The sequence below is a fragment of the Microbacterium endophyticum genome (assembly GCF_011047135.1).
Taxonomy (GTDB): domain Bacteria; phylum Actinomycetota; class Actinomycetes; order Actinomycetales; family Microbacteriaceae; genus Microbacterium; species Microbacterium endophyticum.
Map to the genome: position 1 here is coordinate 1,580,376 of NZ_CP049255.1, position 21,280 is coordinate 1,601,655.

21 protein-coding genes are annotated in these 21,280 nt (G+C 63.4%); 14 read left to right on the forward strand and 7 right to left on the reverse strand.

The genetic code is table 11. The features are described from left to right. Positions 1 to 27 precede the first annotated feature (27 nt). Positions 28 to 240, forward strand: a complete 213-nt coding sequence (locus tag G6N83_RS07355; protein WP_165140768.1) for an SCO4848 family membrane protein — start codon at positions 28 to 30, stop codon at positions 238 to 240. Here the strand turns inward: G6N83_RS07355 and G6N83_RS07360 are convergent. The 3 genes from G6N83_RS07360 to G6N83_RS07370 are packed head-to-tail and all read right to left on the reverse strand — an operon-like array spanning position 237 to position 2,144. Next, on the reverse strand, positions 237 to 1,163 hold the full coding sequence (locus tag G6N83_RS07360) for a 2-hydroxyacid dehydrogenase (RefSeq protein ID WP_241246125.1): 927 nt from the start codon (positions 1,161 to 1,163) through the stop codon (positions 237 to 239). The two genes, G6N83_RS07355 and G6N83_RS07360, sit on opposite strands and share 4 nt — an antisense overlap. 28 nt (positions 1,164 to 1,191) lie before the next feature. After that, the gene (gene purQ, locus G6N83_RS07365) at positions 1,192 to 1,899 is read right to left on the reverse strand and encodes a phosphoribosylformylglycinamidine synthase subunit PurQ (RefSeq protein WP_165140770.1); all 708 of its coding nucleotides are present in this window, start codon (positions 1,897 to 1,899) and stop codon (positions 1,192 to 1,194) included. Further along, positions 1,896 to 2,144: a phosphoribosylformylglycinamidine synthase subunit PurS gene (locus G6N83_RS07370; RefSeq protein WP_165140772.1), complete on the reverse strand. Its 249-nt coding sequence runs from the start codon at positions 2,142 to 2,144 to the stop codon at positions 1,896 to 1,898. Before G6N83_RS07370 ends, purQ begins: the two co-directional genes overlap by 4 nt. A gap of 197 nt (positions 2,145 to 2,341) precedes the next feature. On the opposite strand from G6N83_RS07370, the gene G6N83_RS07375 reads away from it, so the two are divergent. The 5 genes from G6N83_RS07375 (at position 2,342) to G6N83_RS07395 (ending at position 8,255) form a co-directional block, all read left to right on the forward strand. Further along, positions 2,342 to 3,619, forward strand: coding sequence for an ABC transporter substrate-binding protein (locus tag G6N83_RS07375; RefSeq protein WP_165140774.1), 1,278 nt, complete (start codon positions 2,342 to 2,344; stop codon positions 3,617 to 3,619). 114 nt (positions 3,620 to 3,733) lie between these two features. Further along, positions 3,734 to 4,804 carry a carbohydrate ABC transporter permease gene (locus G6N83_RS07380; protein WP_165143261.1) on the forward strand — a complete coding sequence of 357 codons (1,071 nt, stop codon included), beginning with the start codon at positions 3,734 to 3,736 and terminating at the stop codon, positions 4,802 to 4,804. Beyond that, positions 4,801 to 5,718: a carbohydrate ABC transporter permease gene (locus G6N83_RS07385; protein ID WP_165140776.1), complete on the forward strand. Its 918-nt coding sequence runs from the start codon at positions 4,801 to 4,803 to the stop codon at positions 5,716 to 5,718. The genes G6N83_RS07380 and G6N83_RS07385 overlap by 4 nt, the downstream gene beginning before the upstream one ends. Positions 5,719 to 5,747: 29 nt before the next feature. Next, complete coding sequence (locus tag G6N83_RS07390; RefSeq protein ID WP_165140778.1) at positions 5,748 to 7,187, forward strand: GH1 family beta-glucosidase; 1,440 nt, start codon at positions 5,748 to 5,750, stop codon at positions 7,185 to 7,187. Between the two features lie 57 nt (positions 7,188 to 7,244). Beyond that, on the forward strand, positions 7,245 to 8,255 hold the full coding sequence (locus G6N83_RS07395; protein ID WP_165140780.1) for a LacI family DNA-binding transcriptional regulator: 1,011 nt from the start codon (positions 7,245 to 7,247) through the stop codon (positions 8,253 to 8,255). Here G6N83_RS07395 and G6N83_RS07400 read toward each other — a convergent pair. The 3 genes from G6N83_RS07400 to purD form a co-directional block, all read right to left on the reverse strand. Continuing rightward, positions 8,252 to 9,544: a uracil-xanthine permease family protein gene (locus tag G6N83_RS07400; protein ID WP_165140782.1), complete on the reverse strand. Its 1,293-nt coding sequence runs from the start codon at positions 9,542 to 9,544 to the stop codon at positions 8,252 to 8,254. The genes G6N83_RS07395 and G6N83_RS07400 overlap by 4 nt on opposite strands. Positions 9,545 to 9,587: 43 nt before the next feature. Further along, positions 9,588 to 10,490 carry a phosphoribosylaminoimidazolesuccinocarboxamide synthase gene (locus tag G6N83_RS07405; protein WP_165143263.1) on the reverse strand — a complete coding sequence of 301 codons (903 nt, stop codon included), beginning with the start codon at positions 10,488 to 10,490 and terminating at the stop codon, positions 9,588 to 9,590. A gap of 328 nt (positions 10,491 to 10,818) precedes the next feature. Beyond that, on the reverse strand, positions 10,819 to 12,081 hold the full coding sequence (gene purD, locus G6N83_RS07410; RefSeq protein ID WP_165140784.1) for a phosphoribosylamine--glycine ligase: 1,263 nt from the start codon (positions 12,079 to 12,081) through the stop codon (positions 10,819 to 10,821). 47 nt (positions 12,082 to 12,128) lie between these two features. Here purD and G6N83_RS07415 point away from each other — a divergent pair, with 47 nt between their 5' ends. The 7 genes from G6N83_RS07415 to G6N83_RS07445 all read left to right on the forward strand — a co-directional run bounded on the left by G6N83_RS07415 (position 12,129) and on the right by G6N83_RS07445 (position 19,364). Beyond that, positions 12,129 to 12,497, forward strand: coding sequence for a sterol carrier family protein (locus G6N83_RS07415; protein ID WP_165140786.1), 369 nt, complete (start codon positions 12,129 to 12,131; stop codon positions 12,495 to 12,497). Between the two features lie 54 nt (positions 12,498 to 12,551). After that, complete coding sequence (locus tag G6N83_RS07420; RefSeq protein ID WP_165140788.1) at positions 12,552 to 13,427, forward strand: HtaA domain-containing protein; 876 nt, start codon at positions 12,552 to 12,554, stop codon at positions 13,425 to 13,427. Further along, positions 13,424 to 14,530: a heme/hemin ABC transporter substrate-binding protein gene (locus tag G6N83_RS07425; protein ID WP_165140790.1), complete on the forward strand. Its 1,107-nt coding sequence runs from the start codon at positions 13,424 to 13,426 to the stop codon at positions 14,528 to 14,530. The genes G6N83_RS07420 and G6N83_RS07425 overlap by 4 nt, the downstream gene beginning before the upstream one ends. Further along, positions 14,527 to 15,567, forward strand: coding sequence for a FecCD family ABC transporter permease (locus G6N83_RS07430; RefSeq protein ID WP_241246126.1), 1,041 nt, complete (start codon positions 14,527 to 14,529; stop codon positions 15,565 to 15,567). The genes G6N83_RS07425 and G6N83_RS07430 overlap by 4 nt, the downstream gene beginning before the upstream one ends. Beyond that, positions 15,564 to 16,352, forward strand: coding sequence for a heme ABC transporter ATP-binding protein (locus tag G6N83_RS07435; protein WP_165140792.1), 789 nt, complete (start codon positions 15,564 to 15,566; stop codon positions 16,350 to 16,352). The genes G6N83_RS07430 and G6N83_RS07435 overlap by 4 nt, the downstream gene beginning before the upstream one ends. 139 nt (positions 16,353 to 16,491) lie before the next feature. Further along, on the forward strand, positions 16,492 to 18,912 hold the full coding sequence (locus tag G6N83_RS07440; protein WP_165140794.1) for an HtaA domain-containing protein: 2,421 nt from the start codon (positions 16,492 to 16,494) through the stop codon (positions 18,910 to 18,912). A gap of 101 nt (positions 18,913 to 19,013) precedes the next feature. Beyond that, entirely contained in the window at positions 19,014 to 19,364 is a 351-nt protein-coding gene (locus G6N83_RS07445) for a potassium transporter Trk (RefSeq protein ID WP_165140796.1), read from the forward strand. A 3-nt stretch (positions 19,365 to 19,367) separates the two neighbouring features. On the opposite strand, the gene G6N83_RS07450 is transcribed toward G6N83_RS07445, so the two are convergent. After that, positions 19,368 to 19,979: a zinc-binding alcohol dehydrogenase gene (locus G6N83_RS07450; RefSeq protein WP_165140798.1), complete on the reverse strand. Its 612-nt coding sequence runs from the start codon at positions 19,977 to 19,979 to the stop codon at positions 19,368 to 19,370. 231 nt (positions 19,980 to 20,210) lie between these two features. On the opposite strand from G6N83_RS07450, the gene purM reads away from it, so the two are divergent. Beyond that, complete coding sequence (gene purM / locus G6N83_RS07455; protein ID WP_241246329.1) at positions 20,211 to 21,275, forward strand: phosphoribosylformylglycinamidine cyclo-ligase; 1,065 nt, start codon at positions 20,211 to 20,213, stop codon at positions 21,273 to 21,275. Positions 21,276 to 21,280: the final 5 nt, after the last annotated feature.

A 21,280-nucleotide genomic window follows, 5' to 3' on the forward strand; every position in this document is an offset into this window, starting at 1 on the left:
TCAGCGCATGAGACGTACGATCGAACTGTGGTCATCTTTGCTGCTGTCGTGCTGCTCGTGAATGCGCTTTTCAACTTTGTGGTGTGGCCGAGGTTTTATCCACGTATCGCGAACGACCCACGCGCACGCGACGCCGCGGGCACACGCACCGCGTTCTACCGCGTGCACGTGGTGCTGATTACCATCGCACTCGTGTTGGCTGTGGCATCCGTTGTTGCCGGAGTTGTTGTTCTGCTCTAGCCGCCGACGACGACGTTGATGGGTTTTTCGCCCGCGCGCATCAGCTCGATTTGGCGGCGCACCAACCGCGCGATTCGCGGGCGCATGGCTGTCGTCGCTCCGCCTACGTGCGGCGAAATGAGCACTCCGGGTAACGCCCAGAGCGGGTGATCCTTCGGGAGAGGCTCGGGATCGGTCACATCGAGGGCCGCTCTGATGCGCCGGCGCGACACATGATCGATCAGCGCTTCGGTGTCGATGAGAGGCCCCCGCCCCACGTTGACGATGAGAGCGTTCTCGGGAAGCAACGAAAGCTCGGCGTCGCCAATGATGTGGCGGGTACTCTCGCCGCCAGGGAGAGTGAGAATGACGACATCAGACGTGGGAAGAAGCATGTCGAGTTCGTCGACACCGTGCACCCGGAAGCCATCCTCTTCGCGCGCACGGGAAGCGACAGGAATGATCTGAACTTCGAAGCCTTCAAGTCGTGCGGCGACCGCTTTACCCACGCCACCGAAGCCCAGCAGCAAGACACGCTTGTCGGCGAGGCTTTCGGTGAAGACTGTCTGCCACTCACCACGTGTTGCGTCGACGGCGAACCGGCCGAGTTCGCGCTGTGCGGCAAGAGTGAGTGCGAGGGCGAGTTCTGCTGTCGAGGTCTCGTGGACGCTCGCAGCGTTGGCGAAAATCGTGCCGACGGGTAGTCGAGACTCGATGCCCTCGTAGCCGATCGACTGGCTTTGCACGAGACGCGACGAGACATCTTTCAGTCGCGAAAGCGCCCCTGGCTGGCGCAGATAGGGCGTCACGACCAGATCGATACGTTGGCGCGGAGCGGGTGCGTCCATCGGCCACACGATGAGCTCGACGCCTGCGGGCAACGGCTGCACGTCTGCCGCCAGTTCAGACGAAGGAACCGAGACGACAAGCGGCGGAGTACTCACCCTCCGAGGCTATCGCGAGCTTGTGGCGCTATGCGGCGGCGGAGACGACTGCGGCGATGGCGGATGTGAAGAAGCCAAGCCCATCGATACCAGAGCGCATCGCCAACGGCGTGTTCGGGCCGAAACCTTCTTCTACAGCGTGTTCGGGGTGAGGCATGAGACCCACGACGTTGCCGCGCTCGTTCGTGAGGCCTGCGATGTCATCGAGTGACCCGTTGGGGTTCACGCCGAGGTAGCGGAATGCCACAAGGCCCTCACCCTCGACGCGTTTGAGCGTCTCGGCGTCTGCCGTGAATCCGCCATCCGCGTTCTTCAGCGGAATGACGATTTCTTCGCCCGCCGTGAACTCACTCGTCCACGCGGTCGAAGCGTTCTCGACACGCAGCCGCTGATCGCGGCGAATGAACTGCTGGTTCGCATTCCTGATCAATCCGCCTGGCAGCAGGTGAGCTTCGACAAGCATTTGAAAACCGTTGCAAATACCGAGAATCGGCATTCCGGATGCCGCAGCACTTTTGACTTCGGTCATGATTGGTGCGAGCGCCGCGATCGCGCCGGCCCGGAGGTAATCTCCGTAGCTGAATCCGCCCGGGAGCACGAGAGCATCCACTCCGTCGAGGTCGTGGGTTCCGTGCCACAGCGCGACAGGCTCTGCGCCGGCGATTCGGATGGCGCGCTGTGCGTCGCGGTCATCGAGCGAGCCCGGGAACGTGATGACCCCGATGCGCGCTGTCATTCGACGACCTCGATGCCGACGACATCCTCGATCACTGAGTTAGAGAGCACGTCGGCGGCGATCTGTCGCGCCTGGTCGAGCACTGCCTCGGTAACCTCGCCCGCTACATGGAGCTCGAAACGTTTGCCGATGCGCACTGAATCGAACGTCTCAACGCCCATACGGGTGAGGGCGCCAGCGACGGCCTTCCCCTGTGGGTCGAGGAGTTCGGCTTTGGGCATCACGTCGACGACGATTGTGGGCATTCGAAGGCTCCGATGTCGTGGGAAAAGCAGCGGTTCCACTGTAGTGGCCAAATCGTGATCAGAATCATGGGAGCGCTCTCTTGACGTCGTGGGAGCGGTCCCATAGTGTTTCGTGCGAAGAGGTTGGGAGCGCTCCCACGAAACAGCACGAGAGCGCTTCGGTTCAGCCTCACCCCCAAAACACAAAGGAGTGACCCGTGAAATCACGCGCACTGCGCCGCGCCGCTACAGTCGCGGCCGTTGCATCAACAGCAGCTCTCGTTCTCGCCGGATGTGCGGGCAGCAGCGATGGCGGCTCGTCGGCAGATGGTGGCGACATCACGCTGACCGTCGCCACATTCAATGACTTCGGCTACACCGATGCGCTTCTTCAGAAGTACATGGATGAGAACCCCGGCGTCACTGTCGTCCAGAACAAAGCAGCGACGTCGAACGATGCTCGTGCCAATTACTTCCAGAAGCTCGGCAAGACGGGTCTCGCCGACGTTGAGGCCATCGAGGTTGACTGGCTGCCCGAGGTCATGGAGTACTCCGACCTCCTCGCACCGGTTCCGACCGACTTGACCGACCGCTGGCTCGACTGGAAGGTCGAGGCGGCAACGGATGCCGACGGAAACCTCATCGGTTACGGCACCGACATCGGACCGGAGGGTGTGTGCTACCGATCAGACCTGTTCGAAGCGGCCGGTCTTCCCACCGATCGTGACGAAGTTGCCGCAATGCTCGAGGGTGACTGGTCCACGTACTTCGAAGCCGGTGACGAGTATGTCGCAGCAACAGGCAAGGCATTCTTCGACTCCGCCGGTGGTACCTATCAGGGCATGGTGAACCAGCTTCCTGCCGCGTACGAAGACCCCGACACCGGTGACATCACGGCTACCACGAACACCGAAGTAGAAGACATCTACAACCAGGTGCTCGACGCGAGTGCCACGCAGTCCGCTCACCTCGGCCAGTGGTCGGATGACTGGATGGCTGGCCTTTCGAACGGTGCCTTCGCCACGATGCTCTGCCCGGGCTGGATGCTCGGCGTCATCTCCGGCAACGCAGCTGACACGACCGGCTGGGACATTGCCAACGTCTTCCCCGGCGGCGGCGGAAACTGGGGCGGTTCGTACCTGACGGTACCCGCCAACGGCGAACACGTTGAGGCAGCGCAGAAGCTCGCTGACTGGCTGACCGCTCCCGAGCAGCAGATTGCAGCGTTCGACGAGGCCGGAACGTTCCCGAGCCAGAACGAAGCGCTCACCGACTCGACGCTGCTCGACGCGACCAACGAGTACTTCAACAACGCACCGGTGGGTCAGATCCTCACCGACCGTGCGAACGCCGTCACGGTTGCACCGTTCAAGGGTGCGTTCTATTTCCAGATCAACGACGCCATGCAGAAGGCGCTCACCCGTGTCGAAGATGGCACGCAAGATGCGCAGCAGTCCTGGGATCAGTGGGTCTCTGAAGTCGACGCACTTCAGTAACCCTCCGTCATAGCTCGCAAGTGGTGTGGGCACGAAAGTGCCCACACCACTTCGGCTGCCTCACAGTGCTCGATCCCAATTCCCCCTGAAAAGAGGTGCGTCGTGACGACGACCATGAACCCGCCGGAAGTGGCAAAGCCCACTCCACCGGCACCGAAGAAGCCGCGCCGCGTCGGTTTCGGCCCGCGGCTCAGCCGGTGGGACTTCAAGTTCTCGCCCTACCTGTATATCTCGCCGTTCTTCATCCTCTTCTTCATCGTCGGGCTTTTCCCGATCGCGTTCACCGCCGTGATCTCTTTCATGGACTGGGACTTGGTCCGCAACACGGGCACATTCATCGGATTCGACCAGTACGCGTATGTGCTCTCGAACCCCAAGTTTTGGATCGCGCTGCGCAACACGTTCAGCATCTTCCTGATTTCGTCAGTTCCGCAGCTCATCTTCGCGATCTTCATCGCTGCGATTCTCGACCAGAACATTCGGGCGAAGACGTTCTGGCGTATGGGAGTCTTGCTGCCCTACGTCATGGCGCCCGTCGCCGTCGCGCTCATCTTCAGCAACATGTTCGGCGACCAGTACGGCATCGTCAACACGACGCTTCAAAACCTTGGCCTTCCGGCGGTGCCCTGGCACTCCAACGCGTTCGCCAGCCACATCGCGATCGCGACAATGGTGAACTTCCGCTGGACCGGCTACAACACCCTCATCCTTCTGGCGGCGATGCAGGCAATTCCGCGCGACTACTACGAAGCTGCGACCGTCGATGGCGCTGGCAAAGTTCGCCAGTTCTTCTCGATCACCGTGCCGAGCCTTCGACCGACCCTCATCTTCGTGATCATCACGTCGACCATCGGTGGTCTTCAGATCTTCGACGAGCCGCGCATGTACGACCAGTACGGCACCGGCGGCGCGAACTACCAGTGGCTGACCATCACGCTGTGGCTGTATGACATCGGTTGGGGTGAGTGGAACTTCGGTCGTGCCGCAGCGCTGGCCTGGATTCTCTTCATCATCATTTTGGCGATTGGTGTTATCAATCTCTTCGTCACTCAGGGCCTCGTGCGAAACGAGGGCGGGCGCACAGCGATGACTCGCGCGCAACGAAGAACTGCAGCGCGTTTGGCGAAACGCGATGTCGCTGCCACAAAGAGCAACAAACACCAGACCGAGGAGGCGGGGTCATGACCGCTGTTGAGCCTGTTCCAGTCGGCGTCACCGACCGTGATATCGCACCCGAAGAACGCTCGCGTCCCCCCAAGCGTCGCCGTGCCGTCAAGGGCACGCGCCCCGGCTGGTTCGTTTACTCGAGTCTCGCTGTCGTTCTGATCGCGTCGCTGTTTCCCTACTACTGGTCGTTGCTGATCGGGTCCGGTGACTCGTCCACGATCCGCGACCCCAACATGTCGTGGATTCCCGGTGGCAACTTCTTCGAAAATGCCGCTGCCGTCGTCAACGACCCCGCGGTGAATTTCTGGCTGGCGCTCTGGAACTCGATCTTCAGCTCAGCGTTGATCGCGCTATCCGTCGTGTTCTTCTCCACCCTCGCGGGCTGGGCGTTCGCGAAGCTGAAGTTCAAGGGCAGCTCATTCCTGCTCATCTTCGTCATCGCAACGATGGCGGTCCCCATGCAGCTCGGGGTTGTGCCGCTTTACATTCTGTTTAGCGAGATCGGATGGACAGGACAGATCGGCGCGATCATCGTGCCCGCCCTCGTGACCGCGTTCGGTGTGTTCTGGATGACGCAGTATCTGCAACAGGCGGTTCCTGACGAGCTGATCGAGGCGGCCCGCGTGGATGGTGCAAGCTCGTTCCGCACGTTCCTCACGGTCGGGCTGCCAGCAGCGCGCCCCGCAGCCGCAATGCTTGCGCTGTTCACCTTCGTGACGGCATGGAACAACTTCTTCTGGCCGTTCATCGTTCTCGACCGCCAGAACCCGACCCTGCCAGTTGCGCTTTCGCTCCTGCAATCCAACTATTTTGTGGACTACTCGATCGTGCTCGCAGGCGTCTTGCTCTCGACCATTCCGCTCTTGATCCTCTTTATCTTTGCGGGAAGACAACTCGTTAGTGGCATCATGCAGGGGGCGGTGAAGGGGTGACTCTCATTGCTCGAAAGGAAACAAACACTATGACCACCGCTTCACGCACGTTCCCGCAGAACTTCCTGTTCGGTGCGGCAACTGCCGCCTATCAGATTGAAGGAGCGGCAAGCGAAGACGGTCGTACTGACTCCATCTGGGATGCTTTCGCTCGCGTTCCAGGGGCTGTCATCAACGCCGACAACGGCGACGTCGCGTGTGATCACTACCACCGCTACTCCGCGGACATTGCGCTGATGAAGGACCTGGGGTTGCAGACGTATCGATTCTCCACTTCATGGTCGCGCGTTCACCCCGACGGGGGCCAGTTGAATCCGGCCGGCGTCGATTTCTACAAGCGTCTCGTCGATGGGCTTCTCGAAGCCGGCATCCTGCCTTGGCTGACGCTCTACCACTGGGATCTGCCGCAAGCCCTGCAAGAAAAGGGCGGGTGGACCAATCGCGACACCGCTGATCTGTTCACCGAGTACGCGCTCGACATGCACGATGCCCTCGGTGACCGAGTCAACGTGTGGACGACTCTCAACGAACCATGGTGCTCGTCGTTTCTCAGTTATACAGCCGGAATTCACGCCCCGGGCCACTACAGCGCGCTCGAAGGCATGCTGGCGTCACATCACCTCCTGCTGGGACATGGGCAAGCAGTACGCGAACTTCGCGCACGCGACTCCAGTCTCGACCTCGGAATCACACTCAATCTGACGGTCGCTGACCCGGCAGACGCCGAGTCAGCGAGTGACGTCGACGCCGCTCGCCGCATTGACGGGCAATTCAACCGATGGTTCCTCGACCCGGTGTTCCGCGGCGCGTACCCGAGCGATGTGCTCGACGACATCCGTGCCGTTGACGCGCAGGCGGTGGCTCAGTTCGAAACGGCGGTGCAGCCGGGCGACCTCGAGGTGATCTCGACGCCGATCGACGCGCTCGGCGTGAACTACTACCACGGCGAACTCGTCGGTGGTACGCCTGCCACGTCGCCCGCGATCAGCGGTGATGCCCCAACCGATCGTGTCGCACACTCGCCGTTCCCTGCGGCCGATGGAATCTACTGGCACGACCGCCAGCTGCCGCAGACCGCGATGCACTGGGATGTACAGCCGGAGGGTTTGACGCGCCTTCTTCGCCGTGTCAGCGCGGAGTATGCAGCCCCCGCTTCGACGACCCTCTACGTCACCGAAAACGGCGCCGCCTACGACGACGTCGCCGTTGTTGAGGACGGCCAAGTGCGAGTTCACGATGCCGAGCGATCGGTGTTCGTTCGCGAACATCTCGGCGCAATCCTCGATGCCATCGAGACCGGGGTCGATATCCGCGGTTACTTCTACTGGTCTCTTCTCGACAATTTCGAGTGGGCATGGGGATATGAGAAGCGTTTCGGAATCGTGCATGTCGACTACCTCACGCAGGAGCGCTCACTCAAAGACAGCGGTCTCGAGTACCAGCGTGTGATCGCCGAGCGGGCGCTCTAGCACCAGTTTCGGTTCGCCATCTCGAGAAGGCATAGCGAGATACGCCAAGATGAGCAGATGACGATTTCTTCCCGGGGCGTGGCGACGATCGAGGAGGTCGCTGCGGTAGCCGGCGTTTCTCGATCGACCGTGTCGCGCGTGGTCAACGGATCGACCGCAGTGAGCCCGGAAGCGCGGGAGTCCGTGCAAGAGGCGATCGCACGGCTGAACTATGTGCCGAACCGGGCCGCTCGCTCGCTCGCAAGCCGACTCACTCTTGCGATCGCACTCGTCGTTCCCGAGGACACCACACGATTCTTTGGCGACCCCTTCTTTGCTGCCATCGTCTCCGGCATCAATTCGGTCATTAGAGATTCCGACTACGTTCTCAACCTTCTGATTGCAAGCGACGACGCTGGCGAGAAGATGACGAGTTATGTGCGAGGCGGAAACGTCGATGGCGCCATCGTGGTCTCGCACCACACCAGCGACACGTTTATCGATCGCATCGCGGCCGCGGTTCCCGTGGTTTACGGTGGTCGGCCCGTTCGGGAGCGACCAAACGACTACTACGTCGACGTCGACAACCGGGCTGGGGCAGCGGATGCCACGGCGCACCTGATCGCGAAGGGTCGCCAGAACATCGCGACGATCACCGGGCCGCTCACCATGCCGGCCGGCGTCGACCGTCTCGACGGATTCAACGACGCGATGAGTGCAGCGGGACTGACTCCGGTCGCTACAGCCGACGGCAACTTCACTGCCAACGGTGGAGCGACAGCAATGCGCGAGATCCTCGAGACCGGTGCTCGGCCCGATGCGATCTTTATCGCGAGCGACTTGATGGCCAGGGGTGCCATGGCCGTACTTCAAGGTGACGGGTTGCGGGTTCCCGATGACGTTGCGATCGTCGGCTTCGACGACTCCCCGGTTGCGACGGGTGTCGTTCCCCAGCTGACGACCATGCGTCAACCCTCGTTCACCCAGGGCCGTGCCATGGCGACGACGCTTCTCCAAATCCTCGGCGGCGAAGAGCCGACGCACGCCACCATCATGTCCACCGAATTGATCGACCGCGATTCGGCTTAGCCGACGAGCGGGCCGCCATCGTCGGCACCGGTCTTTCGCCAGCGCGCGAGCGCGTTGCCACCGTGATAGATGACGAGTGCAGCTGCTGTTCCGATCACGATGGCTCCGAGTTGGAATTCGCCCCACTGCATTGTGAAGCCGGCGATCGCAATCACGAGAGCAACGGCGGCGGTGTACTGGTTGACGGGGCGCGAGAAATCTACGCGGTTGTCGACCCAGATCTTGATTCCAATGATTCCGATGAGGCCATAGAGCGCCGTTGTGACACCGCCGAGCACCCCCGGCGGTACCGAGTTGAACACTTCCCCCACCTTCGGAGACAGGCTCAAGAGGATCGCCACGGTCCCCGCTACCCAGTAAGCGGCGGTTGAATACACGCGGGTTGCTGCCATCACCCCGATGTTTTCGCCGTAGGTCGTGGTACCCGAACCGCCGAACGTGCCAGCGAGTGTCGTCGCAAGGCCGTCTGCGATCAGCGCGCGGCCGGTGGACTTGTTGACCGACGCATCCGTCATCGTTGCGACTCCCCGCACGTGACCAACGTTCTCAGCGATCAGCACGAGCACGACCGGAAGGAACATCGCGATCACACTCCAGGTTCCGGGAGATGCGAAATCGGCGATGTGGAAGGTGGGCAAACCCAGCCAGTCAGCTTCGCCGACTTTCGAGTAGTCGACTTCACCGCGGATGACGGCGACGATGTAGCCGACGGCGACGCCGACAAAAATCGAGATGCGCCCCAGGAAGCCGCGAAAGAGCACGCTGAAGACGATGACCGCCGCAAGCGTGATCGTTGCTGTGATGGGTGATTGCTGGTAGCTCGCCCAGGCTGTGGGCGCGAGGTTGAACCCGATCAGCGCGACGATGCTTCCGGCGACCACCGGCGGCATGAGCTTGTCGATCCAGCGGATGCCCGCAAACTGCACGACGAAGCCGATAGCGGCAAGGAGCACGCCGACCGCCACGATTCCGGCGAGGGCCGAGCCCATTCCCGCGCTCGCGGTTGCGGCCGTAACCGGTGCGATGAAGGCGAACGATGAGCCCAAGTAGCTCGGCAGCTTGTTTTTCGTGACGAGCAAGAACAGCAGCGTGCCGATGCCGGAGAACAGGAGCGTCGTCGATACCGGAAAGCCCGTGAGTGCGGGAACGAGAAAGGTTGCGCCGAACATCGCGACGACGTGCTGCACGCCGATGGCGATGGTCGCGGGCCAGTTGAGCCGCTCAGCTGGTGCAACGACTTCTCCGGGGGCAACGGTCCGACCGTTTCCGTGCATGGTCCAGATGGGCATAGTTCTCTCTCGGTTCAGTAGTTTTGCTGGTTCGAGTGGCGCGTCACGCGCCCGTGAGGCGCTCGAGGAGCTCGCGATAGCGAGCCGCAGTGCGCGTCACGATCTCTGCGGGAAGATCCGGGGGTGTGCCCGTCTTATCCCAGTTCGCAGCCAGCCAGTTGCGCACAATTTGCTTGTCGAAGCTTGCCATGCGCTCGGCGGGTGTCGACGCTGTGCGCCAAGTTTCGGCATCCCAGTATCGCGAAGAGTCGCTCGTGAGCACTTCGTCACCGAGGGTCAGCGTGCCGTTGCCATCGGCGCCGAACTCGAACTTGGTGTCAGCGAGAATGAGGCCGTGCGATTCCGCCAGAGCCGCAGCTCGGCGGTAGATCTCAAGGGATGCGTCTCGGAGCGCTTCGGCCACGGCCGCTCCTACGAGCTCAATGCTCTGCTCGTACGAAATGTTCTCGTCGTGTTCGCCCATCGGGGCCTTGTACGCGGGGGTATAGATGGGCTCGGGAAGCCGGTCGCCGTCGCTCAGACCTTCGGGGAGCGGGATGCCGCACACTGTGCCGCTCGACTGATACTCGACCCAGCCGCTGCCGGTGAGGTATCCGCGCACAACGCACTCGATGGGGTACATCTCCAGGCTTCGCACGAGCATCGATCGGCCCGATACGGTCGCGGGGATGAGCTCCCGCACGGTGTCATCGCCGCCCAGTTCGTGGTCGGCAATCAGGTGATTGGGGATCCTCCGCCCGCCGTCGCCGCCCGCGAGCTGGTCGAACCACCAGAGGCTCAGGGTCGTGAGCAACTCGCCTTTGCCCGCAATACCGGGGGAGAGGACGTGGTCGAAAGCGCTCACTCGATCACTGGCGACCACCAGCATCCGTTCGGCGCTTTCGGTGGTGTCGGGCACGTAGAGGTCCCGAACCTTGCCCGAATACAGGTGTCGCCAGCCGGCCATGCTCAAAGGTGAAGTCACCGCCCCATTATCCCGCCCTTACCCCGTCACCCTGCTGCGCTCACCCATGCGCCCCGACCCCTCGTGCCCCCGCCCCCCTCGCCCCCTCGTGCCCCCGCCCCCCTCGTGCCCCTGGCCCCCACGCGCCCCTGGCCCCCTCGTGCCCCGGCCCCCTCGCCCCTGGCTCGCTCGTGCCCCCGCCCCCCTTGACCCTGGCTCGCTTCGATCCCCCATGTCTCACTTGTGCAGGTTTTTGGGCCCGCGGAAGTGAATAAGTGAGACATCGGCGGGGGAAAAAAAGGAGGGAAGGGGGGGGGAGCTGAAGGTGGGGCTAGGCGCGGGACGCGATGTCGGTGCGGTATTGACCGCCCGGCAGCGAGATTTCGGCGAGGGCAGCGTACGCGGCGTCGCGGGCGGCGGCAAAGTCTTCGCCGGTTGCCACAACGCTCAGCACGCGTCCGCCGGTGGCGAGAAGCTCGCCGTCGACCGACTTCGTCGCCGCATGGGCAATGTGGACGCCCTCGATAGCGGCTGCAGCATCGAGTCCGCCGAGGGCTCGACCAGTGAGCGGATGCCCCGGGTACCCCTCGCTCGCGAGCACAACCGTCACGGCGGCGGTGTCGGCGAAACCTGGCCGCGCCATGTCTTCCAGCGTGCCCGATGCCGCTGCTAAGAGCAGCTCAGAGAGGGGGTCGGTGAGTCGCGGTAAAACGACCTGTGTCTCGGGGTCGCCGAAACGCGCGTTGAACTCGATGACCTTGATACCGGACTCGGTGACGATGAGGCCGGCGTAGAGGAGTCCGATGAACGGGGTGCCCTCGGCATCCATTTCGCGAATGACTGGCTCAGCAACGTCGCGAGTCACCTGGTCGACGAACGCTTCTTCGCTCCCGAAGCGGTCGGCAAGCCACGGCAGCGGTGAGTACGCGCCCATGCCACCCGTGTTGGGGCCGGCGTCACCATCGAGCAGGCGCTTGAAATCCTGTGCGGGGCTGAGCGGCAGCACGCGGTCTCCGTCGCACAAAAAGAACAGCGACACTTCGGGGCCCGAGAGAAACTCTTCGACGAGAACCGAACCAGTCGCCAAAAAACTATCGGCGTGCGCGAGGGCCGCGTCGCGGTCATCTGTCACGATGACGCCCTTACCCGCGGCGAGTCCGTCGGCTTTCACGACGTACGGGGCACCGAACGCGTCGAGGGCGGCCGCTGTTTCCTCGCGGTTGTACGCGTGCTGGGCGCGACCTGTCGGAACCCCCGCGGCGTGCATGATGCGCTTCGCGAAGGCCTTCGAGCCCTCGAGCGCTGCGGCGGCCTTGCCGGGACCGAAGACCGGGATGCCGCGGGTACGCAGCGCATCGGCGACCCCCGCCACTAGGGGTGCTTCCGGACCGACCACGACGAGGTCGATCTGCTCGCTACCGGCGAACTCAGTGACGGCGACGGCGTCGGTCTCCGTGAGCGCGACGATGGTTGCGTCGGCGGCGATGCCGGCGTTGCCCGCCGCCGCAAAGATCACATGATCAGCGCTCTCTGCACGAAGAGCGAGGATGATGGCGTGCTCTCGCGCGCCCGAGCCGAGGACCAGGATTCTCACCCGGCCAGCCTAGCCGTGGGCCGCGCTGTGCCCGGTACGGTATCGCCATGGCTCGCAAAATCTCGACAGACGACGGCCGCACAGCTCTGGCCGCGGTGACGGCTGCGCGTGAGGCCGGAGCTGTGCCTGCACGTGCGGATGAGGCGACGGCATCCCGCTATCTTTTGCAGTTGCTTGCAGAAAAGGCACCGGGTCGCACCGTGGAGGTGCGGGTGCCGCCCCATGGTGCTGCTCAGATCATCGAAGGCCCGCGACACACACGTGGCACTCCGCCCAACGTCGTAGAGATGGACCCTGCTACCTGGATCGCCCTGGCGACGGGTTCCGAAAAGTGGGCGGATGCCGCGGCCCAGGGCCGCATCAACGCTTCGGGTGTGCGGGCCGATCTTTCGCCCGTGCTCCCCGTTCGCCCCTGAACCGGGCGAGGCGTACGCTTCACATCAGGCTGAAAGTTTGGTTAGGCTTGCCTAATGAAATCAGGCCTGGCTGCATCCACACTCCGTCTTCTCGCTGGTGGCGCCGGGATCGTGTTCGTTGCCGCCGGGCTGCTTTCGGCCGCGTCTACCGCGAGCAGTGCCGCGGAGCCCACGTCTGCGACATCAGCGTCTGCGGCAACAGCATGCGAAGTGACGTCCGCGCAGCTGGTGTGGGGATTCAAAGAGTCCTTTCGCTCGTACATTTCGGGCTCCATCGCGAACGGCGACTGGGAGGTCAACGCGCCCGTGACATACGAAACACCCGAATTCACCTGGCCACAGGGCTCGGGTGAGTATGACCCGGAACGCGCAATCGGCACGATCTCGTTCGAGGGTGGTGTGACGTTCTCGGGCCACGACGGCCTGTTGAATACGTCGATCGGCAACCCCACGTTGGTATTCGATGAGGGTGGAGCCCACCTCCTCCTCGACGTCAGCGGTGTCTCGATGAGCGATGCGATGGCGGGGAACGCAGAGAATGTCCAGACGGCAACGCAGGTCAGGTTCGCTGACCTCGATCTCGCGGTGTCTCCTCTTGATGCGGGTGATGGCGCCGTCACCGCAACCGCAATTCCGGCAGCGATCACGGCCGAGGGGTTTGCCGCGTTCGGTAACTATGAGGCCGGCACCGCGCTCGATCCGATGAGCGTCGCGATGACTTTGGACTGCGCTGCCCCCGAATTAGAGGCCGGCTCCGAACCCGAAGCCGCATCTACATCCGCGGCATCCGTACCGAGGAAAGTCGCGGCTGAAACGGAATCTGCCAGCGGGTCGTTGTTCGCATGGGTGGGCGTGGGAGGAGCCGCCGTCTTGATCGCGGCGGTCGCATCGTTCATCGTTGTTCGCCGCCGTTCGAAGGAGCGTCAATGAAGCGGGCACGCAGGGCGATCACGACACTCGTTGCCGCGGCACTCCTCTTCACCGGCTGTGCCACTGCCGGTGAGCAACCCGCGTCATCGAGCTCAGCTCCCGCGGTGCCGCTTGCCGACGCCGAGGTTCTCGATGACCCGCTCGCGTACGAGGGAGCGTCAACGGCGGCGATCGCGGATGCCGCGGTGCACGCCGTCATGGAGCACCCCACGCAGTCGCTCCCGGCAACCGTGGTCTCGCACGACCGCGACGGTGATGTCGATGTCGTCGTCGGCGACACGTCCAGAGTGATCACGCTCGATATCTCGGGGTCGCTGGCGGCAACGGTGTGGGGGCTTGGGTTTGGGGAGACGCTCGTGGCGCGCGATCAGTCGACGACCTTTCCGGGAACCGAAGATCTGCCGCTCGTGACGAGCGGTGGTCACACGGTGAACGCCGAGTCGATCATCGCGCTCGAGCCTTCGGTGGTCATCACGGATGGCAGCGTGGGGCCGCGAGATGTTGTAGAGCAGCTTCGCGACGTGGGCATTCAGGTTGTCTTCGTCGTGAACGACCCGTCGTTTTCCGGCGCGGCAGCTCTCGCCGAAGACGTTGCCGCCGTCTATGGCGCACCTGATGCTGGAGCGGCACTCGCCGCCCACATCACGGGCGAGGTCGACGACAAGATCGATGAGATTGCCACCCTCCCCTCGATCGCGTCGGGAGAGAAACTCCGCATGATCTTTCTGTATCTACGAGGAGCGTCGGGCGTGTACTACCTCTTCGGTGAAGAGTCTGGCGCGGACGAGCTCATCACGGCTCTCGGCGGTGTCGACGTTGCCGGCGAACTCGGGCGGAGCGGGATGCAGCCGATGACCGACGAAGCGATGGTCGCCGCCGACCCCGATCTCATACTCGTGATGACGGACGGCCTCGCGTCAGTCGGTGGCGTCGACGGTCTCCTCGAGTCGAAGCCCGCGATCGCGATCACCGCGGCGGGCCAGCATCGGCGTTTTGTCGACATGGCCGACGGCGAGATTCTCTCGTTCGGGCCGCGCTCGGCAGACGTGCTCGACGCTCTTGCCCGCGCGATCTATGCCCCAGCGGCATCCGATGCTTCGTGAGCGTGACGCTTCGCCGGACCACCGTCGTGACTTTCGTCTCGGTGTTCCTGATCGTCGGCGTCGTGCTCTCGGCGGGTCTCGGGCAGCTTTCGATCACGCCGACAGAAGTCCTGGGCTCGCTCCTTCGCTCCCTCGGGCTCGATGTCGGGTGGGCACCTGGCGATGAACTGGTCGAGAAGACACTGTGGCAGATTCGATTTCCACGCATCGTGATGGCGCTTCTCGTTGGTGCGCTTCTTGCCATCGCCGGAGCGATCATGCAGGCGATTTTCGGTAATCCGCTTGCTGAACCCGGAGTCGTTGGAGTCTCCTCTGGTGCCGCGGTCGGCGCCGCGGCATCGATTGCGCTGGGTCTGACCTTCTTCGGTACCTGGACAACGGCCGTGTTCGCCTTCGTCGGGGGGCTTGCTGCGACCCTCATCGTGTATTCAACAGCGAGAGCTGCGGGGCGTACCGAGTCGGTCACCCTGATTCTCACGGGTATCGCTGTTAATGCGTTCACCGGCGCAGCGCTCGCCATCCTGATGTTTGCCGGCGGCAGTTCGGCGCGGGAGCAGATCGTCTTCTGGCAGCTGGGTTCACTCAACGGGTCACGCTGGGCTGAAGTCGGCATCGTCTCCTTTCTCGGAGCCGTGTCGACGGCGATCGCTTTCAGCTTCGCGCGCCAGTTCGACCTGCTCGCACTCGGTGACCGTACGGCATCCCATCTGGGTGTGCGTGTGGAGCGACTCCGAGTCGTATCAATCGTCGTTGTCGCGCTCATGACGGGAGTCGCGGTCGCGTTCGTGGGAATCATCGCTTTTGTCGGCCTTGTCGTGCCGCACCTTGGGCGCATGGCGCTTGGGCCGGCCAATCGCTGGGTCATGATCGTCTCGCTGCTCGGGGGCGCGACGCTCTTGGTCTACGCCGATCTGCTGGCGCGCACCCTCGTGCCTTCTGCAGATCTGCCGATCGGCATCTTGACGTCGTTGATCGGCGGCCCATTCTTCTATTGGCTGATTCGGCGTGGCCGGCGCTCGGGCGGAGGATGGGCATGAAAACGGATGCCACGCAGCCCGCGTTCGAGGTGCGCTCTGTGACTTACCGCGTTGGCGCAGCCACGATCCTCGAGAATGTCTCGATCGATGTGTTCTATGGACGCGTGCTCGCCCTCGTCGGGCCAAACGGCGCCGGAAAGTCCAGTCTTTTGGGCGTGCTCACCGCCGACATTACGCCGACCGGCGGTGGGGTGCTCCTCGACGGCAGAACGCTTGCGCTTCACAGCGCCACCGACCTTGCGCGCACGCGCAGCGTGCTGCTGCAATCCAACCAGGTGTCCTTCGCCTTCTCGGCTCACGACGTCGTGGAGATGGGGCGTGCGCCCTGGACTGGCGCCGTGGCGCGTGACGACGAGGCGATGATTGCGAATGCGATGCGCCGAGCCGATGTGAGCCACCTTGCGGATCGCCCGTTTTCATCGCTTTCCGGTGGCGAGCGTGCGAGGGTGTCGCTCGCTCGCGTGCTCGCACAGGACACGCGCATTGTCTTGCTGGACGAACCGACCGCGGCTCTCGACCTCCGCCATCAAGAAGATGTGTTGCGCATCGCGCGTGATCTTGCCGCGGACGGCCGTGCCGTCATCGTGGTGCTTCACGATCTCTCGCTTGCCGCCGCCTATGCGGACGAAGTGGCGATGATCGATGTCGGTCGACTCGTGGCCCACGGCACTCCTGCTGAGGTGTTCACGGCCGAGCGCATCGGTGCTGTGTATGGAACCGCCGTGCGCGTTGTTTCCGACGTCGACACCGGCCGCCCCATCGTGCTGCCGCGACGATCTGCATGAAAATTCACACACCTTGCATTCAGGTTAAAGATAGGCAAGGCTAAGCTAAGTAAGCAGACCCTAAGTTCTGCACACTCCGCGTACTGAACCAGTGGCGCGGAATTTTCCCCACTCTTCAAGGAGTTTCTTCGTGCAAAGAATGAGTAGATCGCCCGTTCATCGGCTGCTCGCGAGCGTGATCACCGGCGCGCTCGTCATGGCTGGTGCCGTCGTAGGTATCGCTGCCCCGGCGCAGGCAGCTGAGGCATCCACGCTGTCATGGGGCGTGAAGCAGAGCTTCGTTTCGTACGTCGGTGGTCCGATCGGCGGCGGGTCGGTTGTCACGAGCGGTAGCGTGTCTGATTCATCGCCCTTCGTCTGGAGTGACGGAAGCAGCACTGTCGACGCCGATGCGCAGTCGGGTGAGGCGGCATTCACCGGTTCCGTGCAGTTCACAGCCCACAGCGGTGTGCTCGACGTCACGCTTTCGAACCCACGTGTTTCCATCGAGACCGAGTCCGCCGGTGTGTTGTACGTCGACGCCGTGACGCGCGACATGTCGAGTGGTGAATACACGACCTCGACCGGCGTCGGCATCGCCACGCTGGCGCTGTCGGCCCCCGCGATCGCCGATGGCACGGCCACCTACGCAGACGTCGCGGCGACTTTGACGGATGCCGGTGTGCCACTGTTCGCGGGCTTCTATACCGCGGGAACCGCTCTCGATCCACTCACTCTGACGGTGCCGTATCTCGCCCCCGAGACTCCAGAAGTGCCGGAACCTTCGCTGACGGTCTCACCGGCTGAGTCGCTCGATCCGAGCGGCGCGACGGTCACGATCACCGGGTCGAATTACAACACCGATGCCCTCGGGCTCTACGGCCCGACGGCCGGTCAGTCGGCGGGCGTGTACGTGCAGATCGGTTGGATTGCAGACAACTGGCGGGCATCCGATGGCGCGCCGGCGAGCTCACGCGCAAGTGCGTACACAGCATGGGCGCAGGGCGCGAGCAGCGATGCGCCCTACGTGAAGTGGTCGCTCAATGATGACGGCACCGCGAACTTCACGTGGAACGTCACTATCGACGAAGACACCTTGGCGGCGAAGCAGATCGACGGCGGCACTCTTGCCGTGTTCACGATCGGTGCCGGCGGTGTCGTTCAGGCGGTCAACGAGCTCGCCGAGCCGATCAGTTTTGCCGCTGTTTCGCCAGAGCCGACACCAGAGCCGACACCGGAGCCCACGACTGAGCCGACGCCGGAACCGACGCCGGAACCGAGCGCTCCCCAGGTTGAAGTGTCTCCGACGACCAACCTCGATCCGGCACTTGCTCACACGCTCACGGTGACCGGTACCAACTTCTCCGGTGCCGGAGCGGCGAATGGTGCGTACGTTCTTCTGGGCGAAACGTCGCTCTGGAACGGCACAGGCGCTCTTCCCACCGAGGGGTGGATAGTTCAGGCCTGGGTGCAGCCGGCACAGATCGTCGACGGTGAATTCACAACGACGCTCACGGTTCCTGCCGGATCTCTCGATGCCGGAGTTGACTATCAAGTCGTCACGTCTGCCGCGCACCGGCTGTCGATAACCGATCGTTCACTCGACACGTTCACACCGGTCACTGTCGCGCAGCAGTCTGCGCCGGTCGTCAGTATCGGCGGACTCACCAGCGGAAACATCGAACGCGGTGGGACCCTCACCGTTGGCGGCTCTGGGTTTACCCCGGGTGACAGGGTGACTGCTGTTGTGCACTCCGACCCGGTCACTATCGGCACAGTTGTCGCCGGTGATACTGGCCGAGTGAGCTTTTCGTGGACGGTACCCGCTGACTTCGAGGTGGGAACGCACACGATCGAGCTGAGCGTCGACGGAGACGTCGTGGCATCCGCCCAGTTCTCGATCACGGCCTCCGCCGCACCGGCAGCGGTAGAAGCACCGGCTGCGCCCACGTGCCTTGCGCAGTCGGTTTCGGGCGCAACGCTCCAGTGGGGTGTCAAACAATCATTCGTGAGCTACATCAATGGTCCGATCGCGAACGGTTCCATCTCGGGCGGTTGGGGTGGCGGATCGGGTGCTTACAGCACCGAGAACGATCGTGGCCGCGTCAGCTTTGCAGGTTCGATTCACTACACGGGACACGACGGGCTGCTCGATCTGACCATCTCTAACCCGCGCATCCAAGTGACGAGCGCATCGAGTGCGTCGCTCATCGTGAATGTGCAGTCGAAGGGCTTCAACGGCTCACCCGACGTCAACGCGTCCAGTGTCGTTTTCGCCACGCTTTCGCTACCCGCAGCAGCACAATCGGGTGGAAGCATCTCGTGGTCGAGTGCGTCGGCGACGCTGACGGCAGCTGGTGCCGAAGCCTTTGCTGGCTTCTACAACGCCGGTGATGCACTCGATTCGGTGTCGTTCACGTTCCCGCTCGGCGCCGACGTGCCCTGTGACGCATCGACGGATGCCACGCTCGCAGCGACCGGCGGCACGATGCCCGTCGACGCGCTGTGGATCGGCGCTTCACTCCTCCTTCTCGGTGCTGGCGCGCTGGTACTTCGCCGGCGTCGGATGCAGAGCGCCTGAATGAAGCCCGTCTGCGTGTAGACGATGAGACGCCGGGCCTCGCTGAGGCGGGGCCCGGCGTTCTCGCAGACGTGTGCGCTGGGCAGTGAGACAATGGACTCATGGCCGACCAGGCGTCTACTCCCCAGAATCCCGTCGAAGGGTCCGTTTCGGACCCGATCGAGACAGTCACCGTGCGTCGTTCGCCGCGATACGGCATCTTTCTTCTGCTGGGGGCGGGGTTCGGCATCCTGGTCGCGATGATTCTGACCTTCGCGTTCAACGGCACCGATGAGGTCAGCACCTCGGGCGTGACCTACTCAGATACACAGGTTTTCGGCTTCCTCGCGCTGTTCTGCGGAGCCGCGGGCATCCTCCTCGGTGGTGTCGTCGCGCTCGTTCTTGGTCGCGTGGTCGGGCGCCGCACCCTCGATCTGCGTGCGGAGCACGCGATCGTTCGCACTCAAGACTGAGCGTCAGGCCAACTCCGCGATGATCGGGTGGATCGCAGAGTCGAAGGCGGCGACATCCCCGCGTAGTCCATCGGTGACCGCGACAGTGAGTGCGCCGATCCACCACACCCCACGCTGACTGAGTGGCAGCACTTGAACGTTCAGCTCGAAAGAGTGTGCGCGACGCCCGACCTGCCGCTCGTGTTCTGCGATTGCGCTCGCATATGCGCGGTACGACGTGCCAGGACGCGAAGTGCTGGTCTTGCTGTAGACCTCGAAGGCGCGATTCACGTGGGTCAGCGCCGCAGCCCCGTGCGGGGCGACGGCTGCACGAAGTCGATCTGCGCCCGTTTCTGGGAGCGCCAGCAGATCATCGAAACCGGCGATGAGTTCGAGCGGCACCGGTGAAAGATTGGCCTGGGGCTCAACGGTCATGTTCCAGTACTGCTGCCATTCGCGTTCGAGATCGAGCTGTTCCGCGTCGCCGCGATCCACTGGCGGTGACGGAACACCGCGAAGCGGGGGCAGCTCAGCGGGGGAGCGAACCCCCATGACTTGCCGCAGAAAGAGAGCAAGCAGCACGGGCCGACTCGCGTCTTCGCGAATTACCCACTCCGGACTCCCCGCCCCAGTCATGCGGCCATTGTAGGGCCGCACCCCTCCGGAGGATACGTGCCGCGGGGACGACCTTTGCGGCAGTATCCTCCTCCCGCGGCCAGATGTCCCCAAGAAGCAGCGCACTGGCAGCCGCACGGGTGCGGCCCCCGGTAGGCTGTTCACGTGGCATCCACCTCTCCCACATCCTCCACGAATCCCTACGCCGACGCTGGTGTCGATACGGCGGCAGGTGATCTCGCTGTCGAACTCATGAAGTCGGCTGTCCGCCGCACGCACGGCCCCGAAGTTCTCGGTGGTGTCGGTGGCTTCGCCGGACTCTTCGACGCCTCAGCGCTGCGCTCATACACGAAGCCGCTACTGGCATCGAGTACGGATGGCGTGGGCACAAAGGTCGCGATCGCCCAGGCTGTCGACAAGCACGACACGATCGGGCTCGACCTCGTCGGTATGGTCGTCGACGACATCGTCGTTGTGGGCGCAAAGCCCCTCTTCATGACTGACTACATTGCCTGCGGCAAGGTGGTTCCAGAGCGCATCGCCGCGATCGTTTCCGGTATCGCTCAGGGCTGCGCCGAGACGGGCACCGCCCTCGTCGGTGGCGAGACGGCGGAACACCCCGGTCTCCTCGGTGCCGCTGACTATGACGTCGCGGGTGCTGCGACCGGAGTCGTCGAGGCGGACCGGATGCTGGGCGCCGACCGCGTTCGTGGCGGCGACGTTGTGCTCGCGCTCGCATCCAGTGGGCTTCACTCCAATGGTTACTCGCTCGTGCGCCATATCGTGACCCGCGCCGGCATCAGCTATGGCGACCACGCGGCTGACTTCGGTGTCAGCTGGGGCGAAGCGCTTCTCGAGCCCACTCGTCTGTACGCGACCCCGCTGCTGCAGCTCATCGATGCTATCGGCATGGATGTGCACGCGCTGAGTCACGTCACGGGTGGCGGGATTGCGGCAAACCTTGCCCGCATCCTGCCGGAACAGTGCTGGGTCGATGTTGATCGTGCATCCTGGTCTCCCGCTCCGGTCTTCCGGGTGCTCGCTGACCTGGGTGGCCTCGATCTGCAAGACACCGAGGGAACCTGGAATCTTGGAATCGGTTTCCTCGCGGTTGTCTCCGCCGAGAAAGCGGATGCCGCGGCATCGTTCCTCGCCAACGTCGGCATTGCGACCTGGCAGGTCGGCACCGTCTCAGACGGTGCGCGCCCGGCGGGAGAGTTCGAACAGGGCGCCAAGGGTGTCAACGGCGGAGCGGTCAGGCTCGTCGGATCGTACGCTGATGCGACTGGCGCATCGTCTGCCATAGGAGCGAAGTAACACCA